14 protein-coding genes and 1 pseudogene are annotated in these 18,122 nt (G+C 72.6%); 11 read left to right on the top strand and 4 right to left on the bottom strand.

Going from position 1 to position 18,122, the window contains the following annotated elements:
* Positions 1 to 120: 120 nt before the first annotated feature.
* Entirely contained in the window at positions 121 to 480 is a 360-nt protein-coding gene (locus AB0C22_RS10120) for a YraN family protein (protein WP_208567180.1), read from the bottom strand.
* A 235-nt stretch (positions 481 to 715) separates the two neighbouring features.
* Here AB0C22_RS10120 and AB0C22_RS10115 point away from each other — a divergent pair, with 235 nt between their 5' ends.
* The 8 genes from AB0C22_RS10115 to AB0C22_RS10080 all read left to right on the top strand — a co-directional run bounded on the left by AB0C22_RS10115 (position 716) and on the right by AB0C22_RS10080 (position 9,904).
* Positions 716 to 1,924 (top strand): hypothetical protein, encoded by a 1,209-nt coding sequence (locus AB0C22_RS10115; protein ID WP_357534539.1) that lies wholly within the window; start codon positions 716 to 718, stop codon positions 1,922 to 1,924.
* A gap of 445 nt (positions 1,925 to 2,369) precedes the next feature.
* The gene (rpsB, locus tag AB0C22_RS10110; RefSeq protein ID WP_357534537.1) at positions 2,370 to 3,272 is read left to right on the top strand and encodes a 30S ribosomal protein S2; all 903 of its coding nucleotides are present in this window, start codon (positions 2,370 to 2,372) and stop codon (positions 3,270 to 3,272) included.
* A 132-nt stretch (positions 3,273 to 3,404) separates the two neighbouring features.
* Positions 3,405 to 4,232, top strand: coding sequence for a translation elongation factor Ts (gene tsf, locus AB0C22_RS10105; protein WP_208567177.1), 828 nt, complete (start codon positions 3,405 to 3,407; stop codon positions 4,230 to 4,232).
* A gap of 170 nt (positions 4,233 to 4,402) precedes the next feature.
* Positions 4,403 to 5,170, top strand: a complete 768-nt coding sequence (gene pyrH, locus AB0C22_RS10100) for a UMP kinase (RefSeq protein WP_219468356.1) — start codon at positions 4,403 to 4,405, stop codon at positions 5,168 to 5,170.
* Between the two features lie 84 nt (positions 5,171 to 5,254).
* Positions 5,255 to 5,812, top strand: a complete 558-nt coding sequence (gene frr / locus AB0C22_RS10095; protein ID WP_219468359.1) for a ribosome recycling factor — start codon at positions 5,255 to 5,257, stop codon at positions 5,810 to 5,812.
* Positions 5,813 to 6,073: 261 nt separating this feature from the next.
* Positions 6,074 to 7,387: a phosphatidate cytidylyltransferase gene (locus AB0C22_RS10090; RefSeq protein ID WP_219468362.1), complete on the top strand. Its 1,314-nt coding sequence runs from the start codon at positions 6,074 to 6,076 to the stop codon at positions 7,385 to 7,387.
* Positions 7,388 to 7,491: 104 nt separating this feature from the next.
* The gene (gene rlmN, locus AB0C22_RS10085; protein ID WP_357534534.1) at positions 7,492 to 8,643 is read left to right on the top strand and encodes a 23S rRNA (adenine(2503)-C(2))-methyltransferase RlmN; all 1,152 of its coding nucleotides are present in this window, start codon (positions 7,492 to 7,494) and stop codon (positions 8,641 to 8,643) included.
* Positions 8,644 to 8,665: 22 nt separating this feature from the next.
* A complete protein-coding gene (locus AB0C22_RS10080; RefSeq protein WP_219468369.1) occupies positions 8,666 to 9,904 on the top strand; it encodes a DivIVA domain-containing protein in 1,239 nt (412 codons plus the stop codon).
* 67 nt (positions 9,905 to 9,971) lie between these two features.
* Here the strand turns inward: AB0C22_RS10080 and AB0C22_RS10075 are convergent, their stop codons facing one another.
* Positions 9,972 to 10,193, bottom strand: coding sequence for a DUF2631 domain-containing protein (locus AB0C22_RS10075; RefSeq protein WP_091245943.1), 222 nt, complete (start codon positions 10,191 to 10,193; stop codon positions 9,972 to 9,974).
* 340 nt (positions 10,194 to 10,533) lie between these two features.
* Here AB0C22_RS10075 and AB0C22_RS10070 point away from each other — a divergent pair, with 340 nt between their 5' ends.
* Both AB0C22_RS10070 and AB0C22_RS10065 read left to right on the top strand, forming a co-directional pair.
* Positions 10,534 to 12,102 carry a Rieske 2Fe-2S domain-containing protein gene (locus tag AB0C22_RS10070; RefSeq protein ID WP_219468373.1) on the top strand — a complete coding sequence of 523 codons (1,569 nt, stop codon included), beginning with the start codon at positions 10,534 to 10,536 and terminating at the stop codon, positions 12,100 to 12,102.
* A gap of 173 nt (positions 12,103 to 12,275) precedes the next feature.
* Positions 12,276 to 12,947 (top strand): TMEM175 family protein, encoded by a 672-nt coding sequence (locus AB0C22_RS10065; RefSeq protein ID WP_219468375.1) that lies wholly within the window; start codon positions 12,276 to 12,278, stop codon positions 12,945 to 12,947.
* Positions 12,948 to 13,082: 135 nt separating this feature from the next.
* Here the strand turns inward: AB0C22_RS10065 and AB0C22_RS10060 are convergent, their stop codons facing one another.
* Positions 13,083 to 14,684, bottom strand: a complete 1,602-nt coding sequence (locus AB0C22_RS10060; RefSeq protein WP_357534531.1) for an NAD(P)/FAD-dependent oxidoreductase — start codon at positions 14,682 to 14,684, stop codon at positions 13,083 to 13,085.
* Between the two features lie 202 nt (positions 14,685 to 14,886).
* Here AB0C22_RS10060 and AB0C22_RS10055 point away from each other — a divergent pair, with 202 nt between their 5' ends.
* Positions 14,887 to 17,304 carry an MMPL family transporter gene (locus AB0C22_RS10055; RefSeq protein WP_357534529.1) on the top strand — a complete coding sequence of 806 codons (2,418 nt, stop codon included), beginning with the start codon at positions 14,887 to 14,889 and terminating at the stop codon, positions 17,302 to 17,304.
* On the opposite strand, the pseudogene AB0C22_RS10050 reads toward AB0C22_RS10055, so the two are convergent.
* Positions 17,262 to 18,083 (bottom strand): annotated as a pseudogene (locus AB0C22_RS10050) (YhjD/YihY/BrkB family envelope integrity protein); the annotation flags it as partial. The gene AB0C22_RS10055 and the pseudogene AB0C22_RS10050 overlap by 43 nt on opposite strands.
* Positions 18,084 to 18,122 lie beyond the last annotated feature (39 nt).

Below are 18,122 nucleotides of genomic sequence, written 5' to 3'. Positions count from 1 at the left end.
GCCGGATGACCCGACGGGCGCGGTGACGGGCCAGGGCCGGCCGGACGCGGTGGCCAGTCGGGGCCGACCGGGCGCGGTGGCGGGCCAGAGCCGACCGGGCGCGGTGGCGGGTCGGGATCATCAGAAGGCCCCCTTGAGGTGCTCGACCTGTGCCGGGCCGGCCGGCGGCAACCGGACCGACAGGACGTCGAAACGCACCTCGTCGGTGGTCGTCCCGGTCTCGGCCAGCCAGCGGGCGGCGAGCCCCCGCAGCCGTCGGGCCTTGGCCGGGACGACCGCCTCTGCGGGGCTGCCGTAGGCGTCGCCGCGTCGGGTCTTCACCTCGCAGAAGGCGAGGACCGGGCCGTCCCACGCGATGACGTCGATCTCACCTTCGCGGCAGCGCCAGTTGCGGGCCACCGGGCGCAGCCCGGCCCCGATCAGATGCCGTACGGCGCACCTCTCGCCGTACGCGCCGATCGCCTGGTTCCGCTTCGTCATGCCCGTCAGGCTGCGGGTGGGGCGGGGGTGGGCGCGACATCCGAGGCCGCACCTGTGGACAACTCGACGCCCTGTGGACGAGCGGACGATCAAGGCCCAGACCTGCTATGTGATCTGCTGATGCCCTGCTCCCGGGGGGTGGCCGGCGATCGTCCGTCGACCCGTCCGATCGGTCCCGTGCGCCGGTACGACTTGCGAATGGCGCCGGGCGGGTCGGTCGCATACGGTGCCGGACGTGGACGCACGACGGAGCTACCCCGAAGATCAGGAGTCACGCTGGTACCCGGCCGGCCGGGAACGCGCGTACGACGACTCCGACTGGCGGACGGCGAGCGGGGTGCGCCGGCGCGACGACGAGGCCCGCACCCCCGACCAACGAGCTGCCGAGGAAGGCCGGTACGGGGACGCCAGCCGTTTCGACTCGGGACGCCTCGACACGGCTGATCCCTTGGGTGCCGCCGGGGGCGAGAGCACCGGATACCGGCCGACCCGGTCCCGCCGGGACGACCCGGATGTCTCCGGCGAACTGCCCGGTGACCGGGTGGGTCGACGCGCCGCCCGCGAGGCCGCAGTCAGTGGCGTCGGCCCGCTCGGGGACACCGGTGCGGGCCCGCTCGGCGGCATCCCGGTGCGGGGCGTGGGCGACACCGGCACCGGCCGCCTGTCCGACACCGGTATTGGCCGGGGCGTTGGCGACACCGGCACCGGCCGCCTGGCCGACACCGGCACCGGCCGCCTGGCCGACACCGGCACCGGCCGCCTGGCCGACACCGGCACCGGCCGCCTGGCCGACACCGGCACCGGCCGCTTGTCCGACACCGGCACCGGGCGGCGTGTCGGCGATACCGGTACGGGTCGGTTGGGTGGTACCGGGGGTGGTCGGCTCGGCAGCGGTGACAGTGGCACCGGCCGGTTCACCGCCGATTCCGGACTGTTGGGGGTCAGCGGGGTCGGCCCGCTGGCGGGGACCGATCCGGTCCGGCCGGCGGCGCTGGGCAACTACCCGATCGTCGAACCCACCCGACCGGCGGAGCCCTCCCCCCTGGAGGTGCCGACCGGCCCGATGGTGCCGGTCACGCCGCGGGCGGATGACCTGGCCAGCCCGGACGGGGCGTACCGCACGGGTGGCCCGACCTCCGACGGCGTGTACCGCACCCGGCGGCCGGCGCTGGCGGTGCTGCTGGGGTTGTCGGCCCTGGTCTTCGAGGTTCCCGCGCTGCGGGTGCTGCTGCACGGACTCACCGGTGACCCGGTCTCGGCGTCGCACGTCGTCGTGGGCACCTTCCTGGTGATCGGGTTGCCGGTCTTCGCCGGCGGCCTGTACGGGCTGCGCACCGGTGGCCTGGCGATGGCCGACGGGGCCCGGGGCTGGCTGCGCCCGCCGACCGCCTACCTCACCGTCGGGCTGGTCCTCTTCCTCGCCGCCGCCCTCGCCGCCCGCTGAACCGCCCCCGGACCGCCCCCGGACCGCCCCTGAACCGCCCCCGGACCGCCCGTCGAACGGCGGCCTGCGGAGAACCGTCACCGTCCCCGACCCGCTGGACCCCCGTCGCCTGCCGACACCTCGGCACCCACCCGATCCAACCCGAGACCCGAGACCGGGAGCCGGGAGCCGGGAGCTGAGCCCCGAGAGCCGAGAGCTGGGGGCGGGAACCGGATGCGCGGCTGGATGGTGGGGCGGGGGTCGGGTGGCAGGGCGGGGGCGTACACTGGCCTCTTGGCGACCGCCTCGGCGGTCGACCTCGCGTGCCCTCTCCACGTCTCGTCGTGGGGCGACGGCCTCCCTGGTCCCGATCTCCTTCGGGCCCACCATGGGCCGGCGACCAGGCACCAGGACGCCCGGCCACCGGCCGGGCGTGACAACCAGGGATCTTGAGGAGTACCCCACCATGGCCGTCGTGACCATGCGTCAGCTGCTGGAGAGCGGTGTCCACTTCGGGCACCAGACCCGGCGCTGGAACCCGAAGATGAAGCGCTTCATCATGACCGAGCGCAACGGCATCTACATCATCGACCTGCGCCAGACCCTCGACTACATCGAGAAGGCGTACGACTTCGTGCGCAACACGGTGGCCGAGGGCGGCAGCATCCTGTTCGTCGGCACCAAGAAGCAGGCTCAGGAGGCCATCTCCGAGCAGGCCACCCGGGTCGGCCAGCCGTACGTCAACCACCGCTGGCTCGGTGGCATGCTGACCAACTTCCAGACGGTGTACAAGCGGCTCCAGCGGATGAAGGAGCTTGAGGCGCTCGGTGACCTGACCGGCACCGCCGCCGGCTACACCAAGAAGGAGACCCTGCAGCTGTTCCGCGAGAAGACCAAGCTCACCAAGACCCTTGGTGGCCTGCGGGACATGCAGAAGCTCCCGGCCGCGGTCTGGATCGTCGACACCAAGAAGGAGCACATCGCCGTCGACGAGGCCCGCAAGCTGGGCATCCCGGTGATCGCGGTGCTGGACACCAACTGCGACCCGGACGAGGTCGACTTCCCGATCCCGGGCAACGACGACGCGATCCGCTCCGCCGAGCTGCTGACCCGGGTGGTGGCCGCCGCCGTCGCCGACGGTCTGATCGCCCGGTCCGGCCGTCGTCGTGGTGGCGACGAGAAGCCGGAGGCGGGTCAGGTCGGCAGCGACGAGCCGCTGACCGAGTGGGAGCGTGAGCTGCTGGAGCCGAAGAAGGCCGACGAGCAGCCCGCCGCCGCCGAGCAGCCGGCCGCCGAGCCTGCCGCCGCCGAGCAGCCTGCCGCCGAGCAGAAGCCGGCCGAGCAGCCGGCGGCCGCCGCCGCCGAGTGACCCGTACCGCCGGATCCCCGCCGCTCGTCCGGGCGGCGGGGTCCGGCGGTCACCGCCGGGCGCATCCGGCCTGTTCCGGGTAGCCGGCATCCCAGACCACCCACCGCAGACTCAACACCCGAAGAGAGAGTCATGTCCAACTTCACCGCCGCGGACGTCAAGAAGCTCCGCGACCTCACCGGCGCCGGCATGATGGACTGCAAGAAGGCGCTCACCGAGGCTGAGGGCGACTTCGACAAGGCCGTCGAGATCCTGCGCGTCAAGGGCGCCAAGGACGTCGGCAAGCGGGCCGGCCGGACCGCCGCCAACGGCCTCGTCGCGCACTCCGGCAAGGCGCTGCTGGAGCTCAACTGCGAGACCGACTTCGTGGCCAAGACCGACGCGTTCGTCGCGCTGGCCCAGCAGCTGGTCGAGCACGGTGAGCGTAGCGGCGTCGGCACCGCCGAGGAGCTGCTCGCCACCGAGCTGGACGGCAAGACCGTCGCCGACCTGATCCAGGAGCAGTCCGCCAAGATCGGCGAGAAGCTGGTGCTCAACCGCTTCGCCAAGCTCGACGGCACCGTCGCGGTCTACCTGCACCGCAAGAGCCAGGACCTGCCGCCGGCCGTCGGTGTGCTGGTGGAGTACAGCGGCAAGACCGACGAGGCCGGCGACGCCGACGCCCGGGGCACCGCCATGCAGATCGCCGCGATGCGGCCGAAGTACGTCACCCGTGACGAGGTGCCGGCCGAGGTCGTCGAGTCCGAGCGGCGCATCGCCGAGCAGACCGCCCGCGAGGAGAACAAGCCCGAAGCGGCCCTGCCGAAGATCGTCGAGGGTCGGGTGAACGCCTTCTTCAAGGACTACGTCCTGATCGAGCAGGCGTCGGTCTCCGACAACAAGAAGACCGTCAAGCAGGTGCTGGCCGAGGCCGGCATCGAGGTGACCCGCTTCGTCCGGTTCGAGGTCGGCCAGGCCTGAGCCGCCACCGTCCGGGCGCGCGTGCCGCGCCCGGACGGGCACGCAACGTCGACGAGGAGGCCGCAGGTGTACGCGACAGGCACCGCGGCCTCCTCGTCGCATAGGGTCGGCAACGGGCAGGTACGCGGTGACGCGGCGCGGTCGACGCGCACGCGGGAGGGGCGGGGCGGATGACACAGGTTGTGAACGACCGGAGCCTGGAGGCGGACGACCCGACGGCGCCGCCGGCCGGCCGCGCCCGCCGGGTGGTGCTGAAGCTCTCGGGTGAGGTCTTCGGCGGTGGGGCGATCGGTGTCGACCCGGACGTCGTGCAGGCCATCGCCCGGCAGATCGCCACCGTGGTCCGCCGTGGTGTGCAGGTCTCCGTGGTGGTCGGCGGCGGCAACTTCTTCCGTGGGGCGGAGTTGCAGAAGCGCGGCATGGACCGGGCCCGCGCCGACTACATGGGCATGCTGGGCACGGTGATGAACTGCCTGGCGTTGCAGGACTTCCTGGAGAAGGAGGGCATCGAGACGCGGGTGCAGAGCGCGATCACGATGGCCCAGGTCGCCGAGCCGTACATTCCGCTGCGGGCGATCCGGCACCTGGAGAAGGGACGCGTGGTGATCTTCGGTGCGGGCGCCGGGATGCCGTACTTCTCCACCGACACGGTGGCCGCCCAGCGGGCGCTGGAGATCCGCGCCGACGTGGTGCTGATGAGCAAGAACGGCGTGGACGGCGTCTACAGCGCCGACCCGCGGATCGACCCGGCCGCCAGCAAGTTCGACTCGATCACCTTTTCCGAGGTGTTGCAACGCAACCTGCGGGTGGCGGACGCGGCGGCGTTCAGCCTCTGCATGGAGAACGGGCTGCCGATGCTGGTCTTCGGCGCCCAGGGCGAGGACACGATCATCCGGGCCGTCGGCGGCGACACGATCGGTACGCTGATCACCGCCTGACCGGTCCCGGCGACCCGAGCGGTCCTCCGCACCAGAGCAGCAGCTTCAGCCCACGACGAGCAACAGAAGGAGGCGAGGAGACCGGTGATCGACGACACCCTCCTCGAGGCCGAGGAGAAGATGGAGCGTGCGGTCGAGCACGCCAAGGAGGAGTTCGGCGCCATCCGTACCGGTCGCGCCAACGCCGCCATGTTCTCCAAGGTCATCATCGACTACTACGGCACGCCGACCCCGCTGCCCCAGATGGCGTCCATCGGGGTGCCGGAGCCGCGCATGGCCATCATCAAGCCGTACGACAACTCGCAGATCAACGCCATGGAGAAGGCGATCCGCGACTCCGACCTGGGGTTGAACCCGAACAACGAGGGCAACCAGCTGCGCATCCTGCTCCCGCAGATGACCGAGGAACGTCGCCGCGAGATGATCAAGGTGGCTCGGCACAAGGGCGAGGAAGCCAAGGTGGCGGTCCGCAACGTCCGCCGCAAGGGCAAGGAAGAGCTGGACCGCCTGGTCAAGGACGGTGAGGTCGGCGAGGACGACGGCCGCCGCGCCGAGAAGGAACTCGACGACATGACCCAGCGTTACGTCGCCACGGTCGACGAGCTGGTCAAGCACAAGGAGTCGGAGCTGCTCGAAGTCTGAGCCCGGCCCACGGCACCGGCGCGTCACCGCTCTGCGGAGGCAGCGCCGGTGCCGTCGTCGTCCGTCGGCCGGACGGCCGGGCCGACGTCCACCGTGCCCGGCTGGCCGGTGCAGTAGGCTCGGCAGGATTCCTGGCCACCGGGCGGTGAACGGCGGGGATCGATCGGTCGTCGGGCCGGTCAACCGGAAGTAGTCACGCGGGTAGGGGATGGTTGTGGTCTTGCGTCATGTGGTGGCACTCGTACCCTCGTCCGGTGCGTGATGTCCCCCCTCGACCCCTACAGCGGCACCGAGCCCCGTGGCTGGGAGCGGTCCGACCGTCCCCCGGCCCTGCCCTGGCCGGAACGGGAGGTCGAACCGTGGTCGCCCCGGCAGTCCGGCCCCGGATTGTCGGCCGGGCCGCAGGCCCCGCTCCGGCCACCGGTGCGTGGCCACGACGAGCCGAACGGCGGGCCGTACGACGAACCGGTCGGTGACCTCTTCGGTGCCGATCACCCGGGCGGGCCGCTCGCCGACGACGCCTCGACCGCGCAGTTCGCCGCGGTGCGCGACGACGACGCCCCGACCGCGCACCTGACGCCGGTGCGCGACGGCGACCTGCCGACCCCCCAGTTCGTCCCGGTCGGTGACGACGGCGGTACCGGGTCGCGCTTGCCGTCGCCCGATGCCGAGGCGGATCCGGAGCCACCGGCCGGTCGACGGTTCCGGGGCCGACGGCGGGCCAGTGCCGACCGGCCGGCCACCCCACTGCCGGCGACCGGGCGGGCCGGTCGTAACCTGCCGGCCGCCATCGGCGTCGGGCTGGGGCTCGGCGCGTTGGTCCTGGTGCCGCTCTTCTTCTTCCTGCCCGGCTTCCTGGCCGTGCTGGCCGGCGCGATCGGGGTGGGCATCTGGGAGATGACCCGCGCGGTCCGGCGCAGCGGCGCGCACCCGCCGCTGGTGCCGCTGCTCGCCGGTGGCGTGCTCACCATCGGGTTGGCCTGGTTCGCCGGGCCGGACGCGCTGAGCCTGGGGCTGCTGGTCACCGTGCTGGGCGCGATGGTCTGGCGGCTGGGTGACGGCCCGGCCGGCTTCCAACGGGACATCACCGCGGCCACCCTGATCGCGGTCTACGTGCCGTTCCTGGGTGGTTTCGCGGCGATGCTCGCGGCGGCTCCGGGCGACGGCCACCTGCGGGTGCTGGTCACCGTGGTCGGCGTGGTGCTCTCCGACACCGGCGGGTACGCCGCCGGGGTGTCCTTCGGTAGGCACCCGATGGCACCCAGGATCAGCCCGAAGAAATCCTGGGAGGGGTTCGCCGGCTCGGTCGCCGCCGCAGCGCTCGGCAGTGCCCTGCTGATCTGGCTGCTCTTCGACGTGGCGCCCTGGTGGGGTGCGGTGTTCGGGATGGCGGTCTCCGTCGCGGCGGTGCTGGGCGACCTCGCCGAGTCGATGATCAAACGGGACCTCGGCGTGAAAGACATGAGCACCCTGCTGCCGGGGCACGGTGGCCTGATGGACCGGCTGGACTCGATCCTGTTCGCCGTACCCACCGCCTACCTGCTGCTGGCGATCCTCGTGCCGGTGGTGGGCTGAGGGATGAATCACGCCGCGCCACCCGGGTGGTCCCCCTGGTGGGGGCCGATTCGGCACCTCCGGACGGGTGGGTCCGGCGACCGGCGTGACAGACTGGACCAGCCATGACGAGCCTGCCTGTGATCCCCGTTGACCCGGACGCCCCCGGCCGCCGCCCGGCGATGCCACCCCGACACCTCGCCGACCTGGACCTGCCGGGCCGGCGGGCGCTCGTCACCGAGCTGGGTGAGCCAGCCTTCCGGGCCAAGCAGGTCTCCCACCACTACTTCGGGCGACTGGTGCGCGACCCGGCCGAGATGACCGATCTGCCGGCGGCCACCCGGGACCGGTTGGCCGGGGCGCTGCTGCCCCGGCTGCTCACCCCGGTCCGCGAGCTGGCCTGCGACGACGGGGCCACCCGTAAGGCGCTGTGGCGGTTGCACGACGGGTCGCTGGTGGAGAGCGTGCTGATGGGTTACCCGGACCGGGTCACCGTCTGTATCTCCAGCCAGGCGGGCTGCGGCATGGCCTGCCCGTTCTGCGCCACCGGCCAAGCCGGGTTGACCCGCAACCTGTCCGCCGCCGAGATCGTCGACCAGGCGGTCTATCTCGCCGGGGTCGCCGCCTCGGGCGCGGTGGCCGGGTCGCCGCCCCGGTTGTCGCACGTCGTGTTCATGGGCATGGGTGAGCCGCTGGCCAACTACTCCCGGGTCGTCACGGCGATCCGGCGGCTGGTCGCGCCGGCCCCGGAGGGGCTGGGTCTGTCGCAGCGGCACATCACCGTCTCCACGGTCGGTCTGGTGCCGGCCATCCGCCGACTGGCCAGCGAAGACCTCGCGGTGACCCTTGCGTTGTCGCTGCATGCGCCCGATGATGAGCTGCGCGACGAACTCGTGCCGGTCAACCAGCGCTGGAAGGTAGCCGAGGTGCTGGACGCAGCGTGGGACTACGCGGCGACGACGGGGCGCCGGGTGTCGATCGAGTACGCGATGATCAAAGACGTGAACGATCAGCCGTGGCGGGCCGACCTGCTCGGGCGGTTGTTGGCCGGTAGGTCGGCGCACGTCAACCTCATCCCGCTCAATCCGACACCGGGTAGCCGGTGGGACGCCAGCGCCAAGCCGGTGGAGCGGGAGTTCGTCCGACGGTTGCGGGAGTCCGGCGTCTCCACCACGGTGCGTGACACCCGGGGGCGTGAGATCGACGGTGCGTGCGGGCAGTTGGCTGCCGCGGTGGACAGTGACATCGAAGCGCCGCGCGGGCGCGACCGGGCGTAGCGGTACGAGACCAGGAGACATAGTGGCGAGTCAGGGTCAGCGTTTCCGGCGTAAGGCGCTCCGCCGGGGCTACAAGGTCGACGAGGTCGACGCCTTCCTGGACCGGGTGGAGGCCACCCTCGCCGGTCAGCCGGTCGGTGCCCCCGTGGCCTCCCAGGAGGTCCACGACGTCGTCTTCCGGGTCCGCTTCAACGGCTATGACGAGTGGCAGGTCGACCTGCACCTGGATCGGGTGGAGCGGCAGTTGGCCGAGCTGGAGGAGCGCGCCGCCCCCGGTGGCCGGGTCGCCGACCCGCGTGGCGCGGACCGGCTCGCCCCGCCGATGCGCGACGACCACCGGGGTATGTCGCCGGTGCCGCAGCCGATGCCGCCCCGCGCGATGCCGGCCCAGCCTGGTCCGCCGGACCGTTACGGCAGCCGCTACGACGAGCCGAGTGGCGCCTTCGCCGTCGGACGTGACGCGCCTCGCGGTGGGTACGACGAGCCGAGTGGCACCTTCGCCGTCGGACGTGACGCGCCTCGCGGTGGGTACGACGAGCCGAGCGGCGCCTTCGCCGTCGGACACGACGCGCCGCGCGGTGGGTACGACCCGCCTCGTGGTGGGTACGACGCGCCGCGCGGCCAGTTGGGCCCGGGCCCCGGCGGGCCGATGGGCCCCGGTCCGAGCGGGCCGATGGGGCACGGTGGCCCACCGCCGCGGGGTCTGCCGGCCGGCCCGGGTAGTGGCTACGGCCCCCCGGACGAGCAGCGCTTCGACGGTTTCGAGGCGGGCCGGCACGGTCGTACCGACATGACTGCCGAGATCCGGATGCCCGAGCGTGACCGGATGCCGGAACGCGACCGGATGCCCGAGCGGGACCGGATGCCCGAGCGGGACCCGCGGGAGATGCGTGGTCGTGGTCCGGGAGGCCCGCCGCCGATGGGTGGCCCGTCGATGGGCGGGCCCGCGCCGATGGGCCCGCCGGCCGGTGGCCCGCCGATGGTGGGTCCGCCGATGGCCGGCCCGCCCGGCAGCGAGCTGTACCGGGTCGACCAGATCCGGCGCAGCTTCCAGGTGCGCCGCTTCGGCAGCGGGTACGACCCCGACCAGGTGGACCGGTTCTTCGAGAGCCTGCTCGGTGGGATGCAGGGCCGTAACCAGATGCCGGTGAACCCCAAGGACCTGGACACGCTGCGGTTCGGGCTGGTGCCCGGTGGTTACTTCGAGGCGGAGGTCGACGCCGCGCTCAAGGACGTCCAGGACATCCTCTTCGGCCGTTGATCCAGCAGATGTGACGAGGGCCCATCCCCGACCGGGGTGGGCCCTCGTACGTCTGTGGGGCGGTGCGTCAGGAGCGTAGCCCGCTGCGGCGCAGCACGGCGTCGCCGATGACGATCGCCAGCAACAGCACGGCCAGGCCGACCAGCCAGATGTCCTCGACCTTGCCCTCGTGGTTGCCGCACAGCATCGCCAGCAGCGCCAACGCGGAGAGCACCGCGCCGATCCGTCCGGCCTTGCGGTGCCCGGGCCTGTGCTGATCTGGCGCGGTTACCGGCTCGCTTCCTGCCACTGTCGGTCCTTCCCTCGCGATCGGATCTCCGGCTAGTCTGGCACGCCCTGCCCCGGCCCCGGTGCGGGGTCCGCCCTGCCGAAGCCCGGCGGACCGGGAAACTCGTGGCGCGCGGCCGGCTGTTGACCAGCAGCGCCCGGGCCGCCGGGGGCCGGGCCGGCAGGATCGGGGTGCCGGGTGGCCGGGCCGGGCAGGAGTGGGCAGGGCTGGCCGGGGACCGGGCCGAAAGACCCCGGCCCGGTGGGGCGGGTCGGCTCTACCGGCGTCGCGGGCCGTCGACCACACTGCCTCCGGTAGCGTTCGGGCGTACACCTTGATTGTCTGTTTGAGGGGGACTGCGGTGCGAGTGACCGGTACGGGACATGCCAGCATGCGGATCGACACGGCTGCGGGCAGCATCCTGTGCGACCCGTGGGTCAATCCGGCCTACTTCGCCTCCTGGTTCCCGTTCCCCGACAACTCCCTGCTCGACTGGGAGGCCCTGGGCCAGGTCGACTACCTGTACGTGTCGCACCTGCACCGGGACCACTTCGACGCCAAGCACCTGCGGGAGTTCGTCTCGAAGGACGCCACCGTCCTGCTGCCCGAGTTCCCCACCTCGGAGATGGCCGACGAGCTGCGGGCGCTGGGCTTCACGAAGTTCCTGCGGGCCCCCAACGAGCAGGTGGTGGAGCTGCCCGGCGGCCTGAAGATCATGATCCAGGCGCTGACCAGCCCGACCGACGGCCCGATCGGCGACTCGTCGCTCTGGGTGGAGTACGACGGGGTCCGGCTGCTCAACCAGAACGACGCCCGCCCCACCGACCTGACCGTCTTCGCCGAGCTGGGCCACGTGCACGCGCACCTGCTCCAGTTCTCCGGCGCGATCTGGTACCCGATGGTCTACGAGCTGCCGCAGTCGGCGAAGACCGCGTTCGGCAAGCAGAAGCGGGAGCGGCAGTTCGACCGGACCTGGCGCTACATCGACGACCTGAAGGCCGACCACGTCTTCCCGATCGCCGGCCCGCCGTGTTTCCTCGACGACGCGTTGTGGCAGTTCAACGACATTCACGGCGACGAGGGCAACATCTTCCCGGACCAGTCGGTGTTCCTGTCGGAGTACGCGAAGGTCGGCGGCACCAACGGCATCGTGCTGCTGCCGGGCAGCGTCGCCGAGGTGACCACCTCCGGCGCGACCACCACCCACCCGCAGCCGGTCGAGGAGTTCTTCGCGAACAAGACCGCGCACCTGGAGGAGATGCGGGAGCGCAAGCGCCCGGTCATCGAGGCCGAGAAGGCGTCCTGGCGGCACCCCGAGATCGACGTGCTGGCCGGGATGAAACGCCGGATCGAGCCGCTGCTCGACGAGTCGATCTACCTGGCCAAGGGGGTCGGCGGCCCGGTCCGCTTCGACCTGGTCGGCTACGACGGGGACAGCGTCGAATCCATCGTGGTGGACTTCCCCGGCAAGCAGGTCCGGCCGTACGCCGACGAGAAGGTCAGGTACCGGTTCCGTACCGAGCGGGCGCTCATCGAGCACCTGCTCCATATCGACGAGGTGGACTGGGTCAACTCGCTCTTCCTGTCCTGCCGGTTCTCGGCGGCCCGGATCGGCCAGTACAACGAGTTCGTCTACGCCTTCTTCAAGTGCCTGTCCACCGAGCGCCTCCAGTACGCCGAGGGCTGGTACGACGAGCACGAGCGGGCCGTCGACGCCGAGGACATCACCCTGGGTGACTGGGTGGTGCAGCGCCGTTGCCCCCACCTCAAGGCGGACCTGACCCGGTTCGGCATCGTCGACGGCGACCAGCTCACCTGCCAGCTGCACGGCTGGAAGTTCGACCTGCCGTCGGGCCGCTGCCTGACCAGCGTCGGCCACAAGATCCGCGCCGCCCGGGTGGACGCGGAAGCTCCCGCCCCGGCGAACTGACCGGCCGCGCCCGGCCGCTCCCGTCCTCGCTGCCGCCCGATGGGGTGGCGGCAACTGACCCCGTTCCCACCCCGCCATCCCCCGTTTCCGGCGACCATGACGTGGTGCCGGCCCGGCTGACCGGTGCACTCCGGGCACGGTGACGTCAGGACCGACAGGGCGGGTGGGGCGGGGTGGTGGACGAGGAGGAGTACGAGTTCGGGCACCGGCGGGAGAAGGAGCGGGACGCCTCCCGGGTGGAGGCGTTCAGCGACGCGGTGATCGCGATCGTGCTGACCCTGATGGCGGTGGAGCTGCTCCAACTCAGCCCGCAGCGGCCCGAGGGGCAGGATCTGCCCGGGGCGCTGTTCCACGAGTGGCCCGCCTACCTGGCGTACGTGATCACGTTCGTGATCGTCGGTCAGGTCTGGTTGACCCACCACAACATGTGGCGGTACGTCGTCAAGGTCGACCAGTTGCTGCTCGTCCTCAACCTGCTGTTGTTGCTGTTCGTGGCGGCCATTCCGTTCGCGGCCAGCCTGCTCGCCGACAACCTGCGGGGCACCGTCGCCGACCAGCGGTTGACCGCCGCCCTCTATGTCGGCACGGTGCTCGGTGAGGCGCTGTTCTTCAACCTGAGCTGGTGGTGGGCCCGCCGCCGACGGCTGCTCGACCCGGGATTGGATCCCCGGCTGGCCCGCGCCGTGGCCCGCCGCTTCCTGCTCGGCCCGGTCCTGTACCTGGTGGCGTTCGGCATCTCCTTCGTCGACCCGGTGCTCAGCCTCGCGGCGTACTTCCTGCTCACCGGGCTCTATCTGATCCGGGGCCCCGGCGACCTGCCGTCCTCCCGTCCAGCTCCCGCCTGAGCCGGGCAGGCCCGTCTCCGCCCGTCCGGACGGCGACGGTGTCACCCGGCCCGCCCGCCCGGCGGCGGTCTCACCCGGCCCGGCCGGACGGCGACGGTGTCACCCGGTCCGCCTGCCGGGACGGGCCGGTGGGCGTCAGCGGCCCAGGTCGGCGAGGATGCGTCGGGCGGCGTTGTGGCCGGCCGCGCCGATCACGCTGCCCGCCGGGTGGCAGCCGGCGCTACCCGCGTACACCCCGTCGATGCCGGTGGCGTACGGCATCCGGTCGGTGAACGAGACGGTGTTGTCGACGTGGTGGATGTGCCCGCCGGTGATGCCGAAGTGCGCCTCGATGCCGGGCGGGGGCAGCGGCACCGCGTCGGCGATCAGGTCACCGGTGCCCGGGGCGTACCGTTCGCAGATCTCCACCAGCCGGGCGACGTAGCCGGGTAGCGCGCTGTCCCAGTCGGTGCCGGCCAGCGTGTAGGGCACCGACTGGACGAACAGCGCCGACGAGTGGTGCCCGGCCGGGTCGGACAGCGACGGGTCGACCGTGGTGTGCAGGTACCACTCGATGGTCGGTTCGTCGGGCAGCCGCCCGGCCTGCACGTCGGCCCACATCGCCCGCAGCGCCGCCATCGGTGACTCGCCGCCGGCCCCGACCAGCGACGCCGACCCGGGCAGCAGGTGGATGGTGGACCCGAACGGGCTGGGCGCGTCGGCCGGCAGGCAGGAGAACCGGGGCAACCCGGTCAGCGCCAGGTTGAGCTTGAGGGTGGTGCCGGGCCGGCGGACCGCCGCCATCCGCGCGCCCAGCTCCGCCGGGAGCGCGCCGTCGGGCACCAGCTCCATCAGCCGGTACGGGTCACACGCGCCGAGCACCACCTCGGCGGCGACCTCCCGCCCGTCGGCGAGCCGGACGCCCGACGCCGCGCCCCCGGTCAGGGTGACGGCGTCGACCCGGGCACCGGTCAGGATGGTCGCCCCGGCGGCGCGGGCGGCCTCGGCGAAGGTGCGCGAGACGGTGCCCATCCCGCCCTCGGCGATCATCCAGGTGCCGTCCGCGCCGGGCAGCCGGCACATGTTGTGCACCAGGAAGTTGTGGCCGGTGCCGGGGTCGTCCGGGCCGGCGTTGAGGCCGGACAGCCCGTCGGTGACCGCGTACATGCTGACCAGCAGTTCGGAGCGGAAGTCGAAGCGGGCCAGGTAGTCGGCGACGGAACCACGGACCAGGTCGACGAAGACCTGCCGCAGCTCGGGGCGGACGTAGCGTTCGGCGGTCTGCTCCACCGGCAGCGGCTCGGCCAGCCACGCCGGGGCCAGGTCGGCGCGCAGCTGCGCCAGCTCGGCCTGGAGCGCGTCGTCGGCGGCCACGTCGGCGGGGGAGAAGAACTCGGTGAGCTGCCGCCGGGTCGCGGCGGTGTCGCTGCCGAACAGCAGGTACGGCGCTCCGGGCCCGCCCGGGGTGGGCAGGAAGTAGTGCGGGTCGCGGCGCAGCACCGGGATGCGCACGTCGAGGGTGGCGAGCAGCTCCGGCGGCATCAGCCCCAGCAGGTACGACCCGGTGGAGTGGCGCAGCGCGGGCACCTTCGGGAACGGGTTCTCGGTGCGGGTGGCCCCGCCGATCACCTCCGCCGCCTCCAGCACCAGCACGTCCAGCCCGGCGCGGGCCAGCAGGACGGCGGAGACCAGCCCGTTGTGCCCCGATCCGATGATCACGACGTCGGCGCGGGACGGCAGCTCACTCGCATCGCTCATGCCTGGGCAGCCTAGTGCGGTGCGCGGCGTCCGTCTGCCGGCTGGACCGGCGGGGCCGGTTGGTCCGGGCCGGCCCGTCGAACGTGAACGGTTGTTGCGATAGTGGACGGCGATCGCTGCGGGGCCGACACCGGTCTCCGCCGGTCGACGGCCCGGGTGTGGGTGACGGCGGGTCGGTGGGGGTCGACGAGGGGAGAGGTGGATGTTCGCCTGGTGGGGGCGGGTGGTGGTGCGTGCCCGGTGGGTGGTGCTGGCCACCGCCGGGGTGCTGGTGGCCGTCGGGGCCACCTGGGGCGCCGGGGTGTTCGGGGAGCTGACCGGGGGCGGGTTCGACGACCCGTCGAGCGAGTCCAGCCGTACCGTGCAGCGGGTCACCGCCGAACTCGGCCGGCAGGGTGCCGACGTGATCGTGCTCTGGTCCAGCGGTACCGCGTCCGTCGACGACCCGGAGTTCCGCGACCCGGTCACCTCCACCGTGGCCGGGCTGCGCCAGCGCGCCGAGGTGGCCGAGGTGACCACCTGGTACGACACGCCCGCGCCCGCGTTTGTCGCCGAGGACCGGCGGGCCACCTACGCGCTGGTCAAGCTGACCGGCGGTGACGAGGACGCCCGCTCGGCGCAGTTCACGGCGCTGCGCCCCGCGCTGGATGCACCCGGGCTGCGTACCGACGTCGGCGGGCTGGTGGCGTTCCAGGCGGAGGCCACCACCCAGAGCACCGAGGACATCACCCGGGCCGAGTTGCTGTCCATGCCGGTGCTACTGGTGCTGCTCGTGCTGATCTTCGGCGGGTTGGTCGCCGCCGGCACCCCGCTGCTCGTCGGCGGCCTGGCCATCCTCGGCGCATTCGTGGCGGTACGCCTGGTCAACCTGGTCACCGACGTGTCGATCTTCGCGATCAACGTGATCACCCTGATCGGGCTCGGGATGGCGGTGGACTACGCGCTGTTCGTCATCAGCCGATTCCGGGAGGAGTTGGCCGCCGGGCACGGCACCGCCGAGGCGATCCGGCGCACCATCCTCACCGCCGGCCGTACCGTGTTCGTCTCCGGGCTGACCGTCGCGCTCGCCATGGCCAGCCTGCTGATCTTCCCGCAGCCGTTCCTGCGGTCGATGGGCTTCGGCGGGATGGCCGCCGTCCTGATCGCCATGCTGGCGGCGCTCACCGTGCTGCCGGCCCTGCTGGTGGTGCTCGGCCACCGGGTGGACGCGGTGCGCGTACCGCTGCCGTGGCGGCGGGGGACGCGGGGTGACCGGCGGGCGACGGGTGACGAGGGTGGTGCCTGGGCCCGGATCGCGCGCAGCGTGATGCGCCGGCCGGCGCTCTACCTGGTGGGGGTCGCGGTGCTGCTCGCCGTGCTGGCCACCCCGTTCGCGCGGATCACCTTCGGCGGGGTCGACGAGCGGGTGCTGCCGGCCGACGCCGCACCCCGGGTGGTCTCCGAGCGGATCTCCGCCGAGTTCCCCGGCGGCACGATCGCCCCGATCGAGGTGCTGGTCTCCGGGGCTGCGGCCGACGCGGTGCGACCGTTCGCCGACCGGATCGCGGCGCTGCCCGGGGTGACCGGGGTCCAGGTCACGGCGGCGAAGGGGGAGTCGACCCTGCTGTCGGTGAGCTACCCGGGGGAGCCGACCGGCGACGACGCCCGCGACCTGGTCCGGACGCTGCGCGACCTGCCCGGCCCGGCCGGGGCGCAGGTGCTGGTCGGCGGGCGGCCCGCCGCCGACGTGGACCTGCTGGACAGCCTCGGCGACCGGTTGCCGTGGATGGCGCTGCTGATGGCCGGCGCGACCCTGCTGCTGCTGTTCCTCGCCTTCGGCTCGGTGGTGCTGCCGGTCAAGGCGGTGCTGATGAACCTGCTGTCGATCGGCGCGTCGTTCGGCGTGGTGGTCTGGATCTTCCAGGACGGCCACCTGGCCGGTCTGCTCGGTTTCACCTCCACCGGGTTCATCGAGCCGAGCAACCTCATCCTCATGCTCGCGGTGTTGTTCGGGCTGGCCACCGACTACGAGGTGTTCCTGCTCAGCCGGGTACGCGAGGAGTGGGACCGCACCGGCGACAACACCGCCTCGGTCGCCACCGGCCTGCAACGCACCGGCCGGATCATCACCGCCGCCGCGCTGCTGCTGATCATCGTGGTGGCCGGCTTCACCACCGGCGGGATGGCCTACATCAAGCTGATCGGTGTCGGCATGATCGTGGCGATCGTGGTGGACGCGACCCTGGTCCGGGCGCTGCTCGTGCCGGCGACCATGCGGCTGCTGGGTCGGTGGAACTGGTGGGCCCCGGCACCCCTGGCCCGGCTCTGGGCCCGTTACGGCCTGCGCGAGACCGACGACCCGGCGGATCCGCCGACGACCCCGGACACGTCAGCGTCGGCGTCGCCCGTGTCGCCGCCGCCCGCTCCGCGGGTGCCGCCCGCCCCGGCGGCGGGCACCCGGGGTGGGTCGGCGGATGCCTCGGGCTGGTTCGCCGTGGCCGCTGCGGCATCGACGCCTGCGGACGCGCTCCCGGAGCCGGACGTCGACCCCGAGCCGGCGGTCGACCCCGAGCCGGACGTCGACCCGGAGGCGGCGACGCGGCGGGCCCGCCAGCGGGACAACGCGAGGGTGGCCGAGTAGCCGGCCAGCACGATCACGTGGAACAGGTAGAGCCAGAGCAGCACCGCGACGCCGGCCCCCACCGGGTCGAAGCCGCCGAACGGGACACCGAGGTCCAGCGGGAGCGAACAGAACAGCACGAAGCCGTGCAGGAAGCCGGAGAGGTTGGCGGCGGTGAACGAGCCGACCGCCAGCGTCGACAACCAGTCCGGTGAGGCCGGCCCGACCACCCGGAACACCCACATCAGCACCGGGGTGAGCACCAGCCACACCGCCAGGAACGACAGCACGATGCCGAGGGCGGCGACCCAGCCACCCTGCCGGATCAGCCGGGTGGTGGTGGGCAGCGCGATGAGGATCGACAGCAGCAGGGCGGGGGCGGGGGCGAGCAGCGGCAGCAGCAGCAACCGCCCCCGCCAGCCGACCAGCGACTCGTCCGGGTTGGGGGCGACGGCCACCGAGACGAACGCCCGGCGCAGCCCCTCACCGTAGAGCGAGGCGGGCAGCAGGGAGGCCAGCGCCAGCAGCGGGGTCAACTGCACCCCGGCGTTGACCAGCGCGTCCACCGCCTCGGGCGCACCGATCGCGTCCGGCAGCGTCTCCACGGCGTACGCGGTGAGCCGGCGTACCCGGTCCGCGCCGGCCAGCAGCGAGGTCAGCCAGATCGCCAGCAGGGCCACCGGCACCACGGCGATCGCCCCGTAGAAGGTGATCGCGGCGGCGTGCAGGGAGAGGTCCCGCCCGCGTACCGGCCGGAACGCGGCACTGGTGATCCGCTTCGTACGCTGCCATGCGCCCATCGTGGTGTTCTTCCCCCTCACGTCCGTCGGCACGCATTA

The organism is Micromonospora sp. NPDC048894, assembly GCF_040649765.1.
Taxonomy (GTDB): Bacteria; Actinomycetota; Actinomycetes; order Mycobacteriales; family Micromonosporaceae; genus Micromonospora; species Micromonospora antibiotica.
This window is presented reverse-complemented; position numbering and strand designations above follow the sequence as displayed.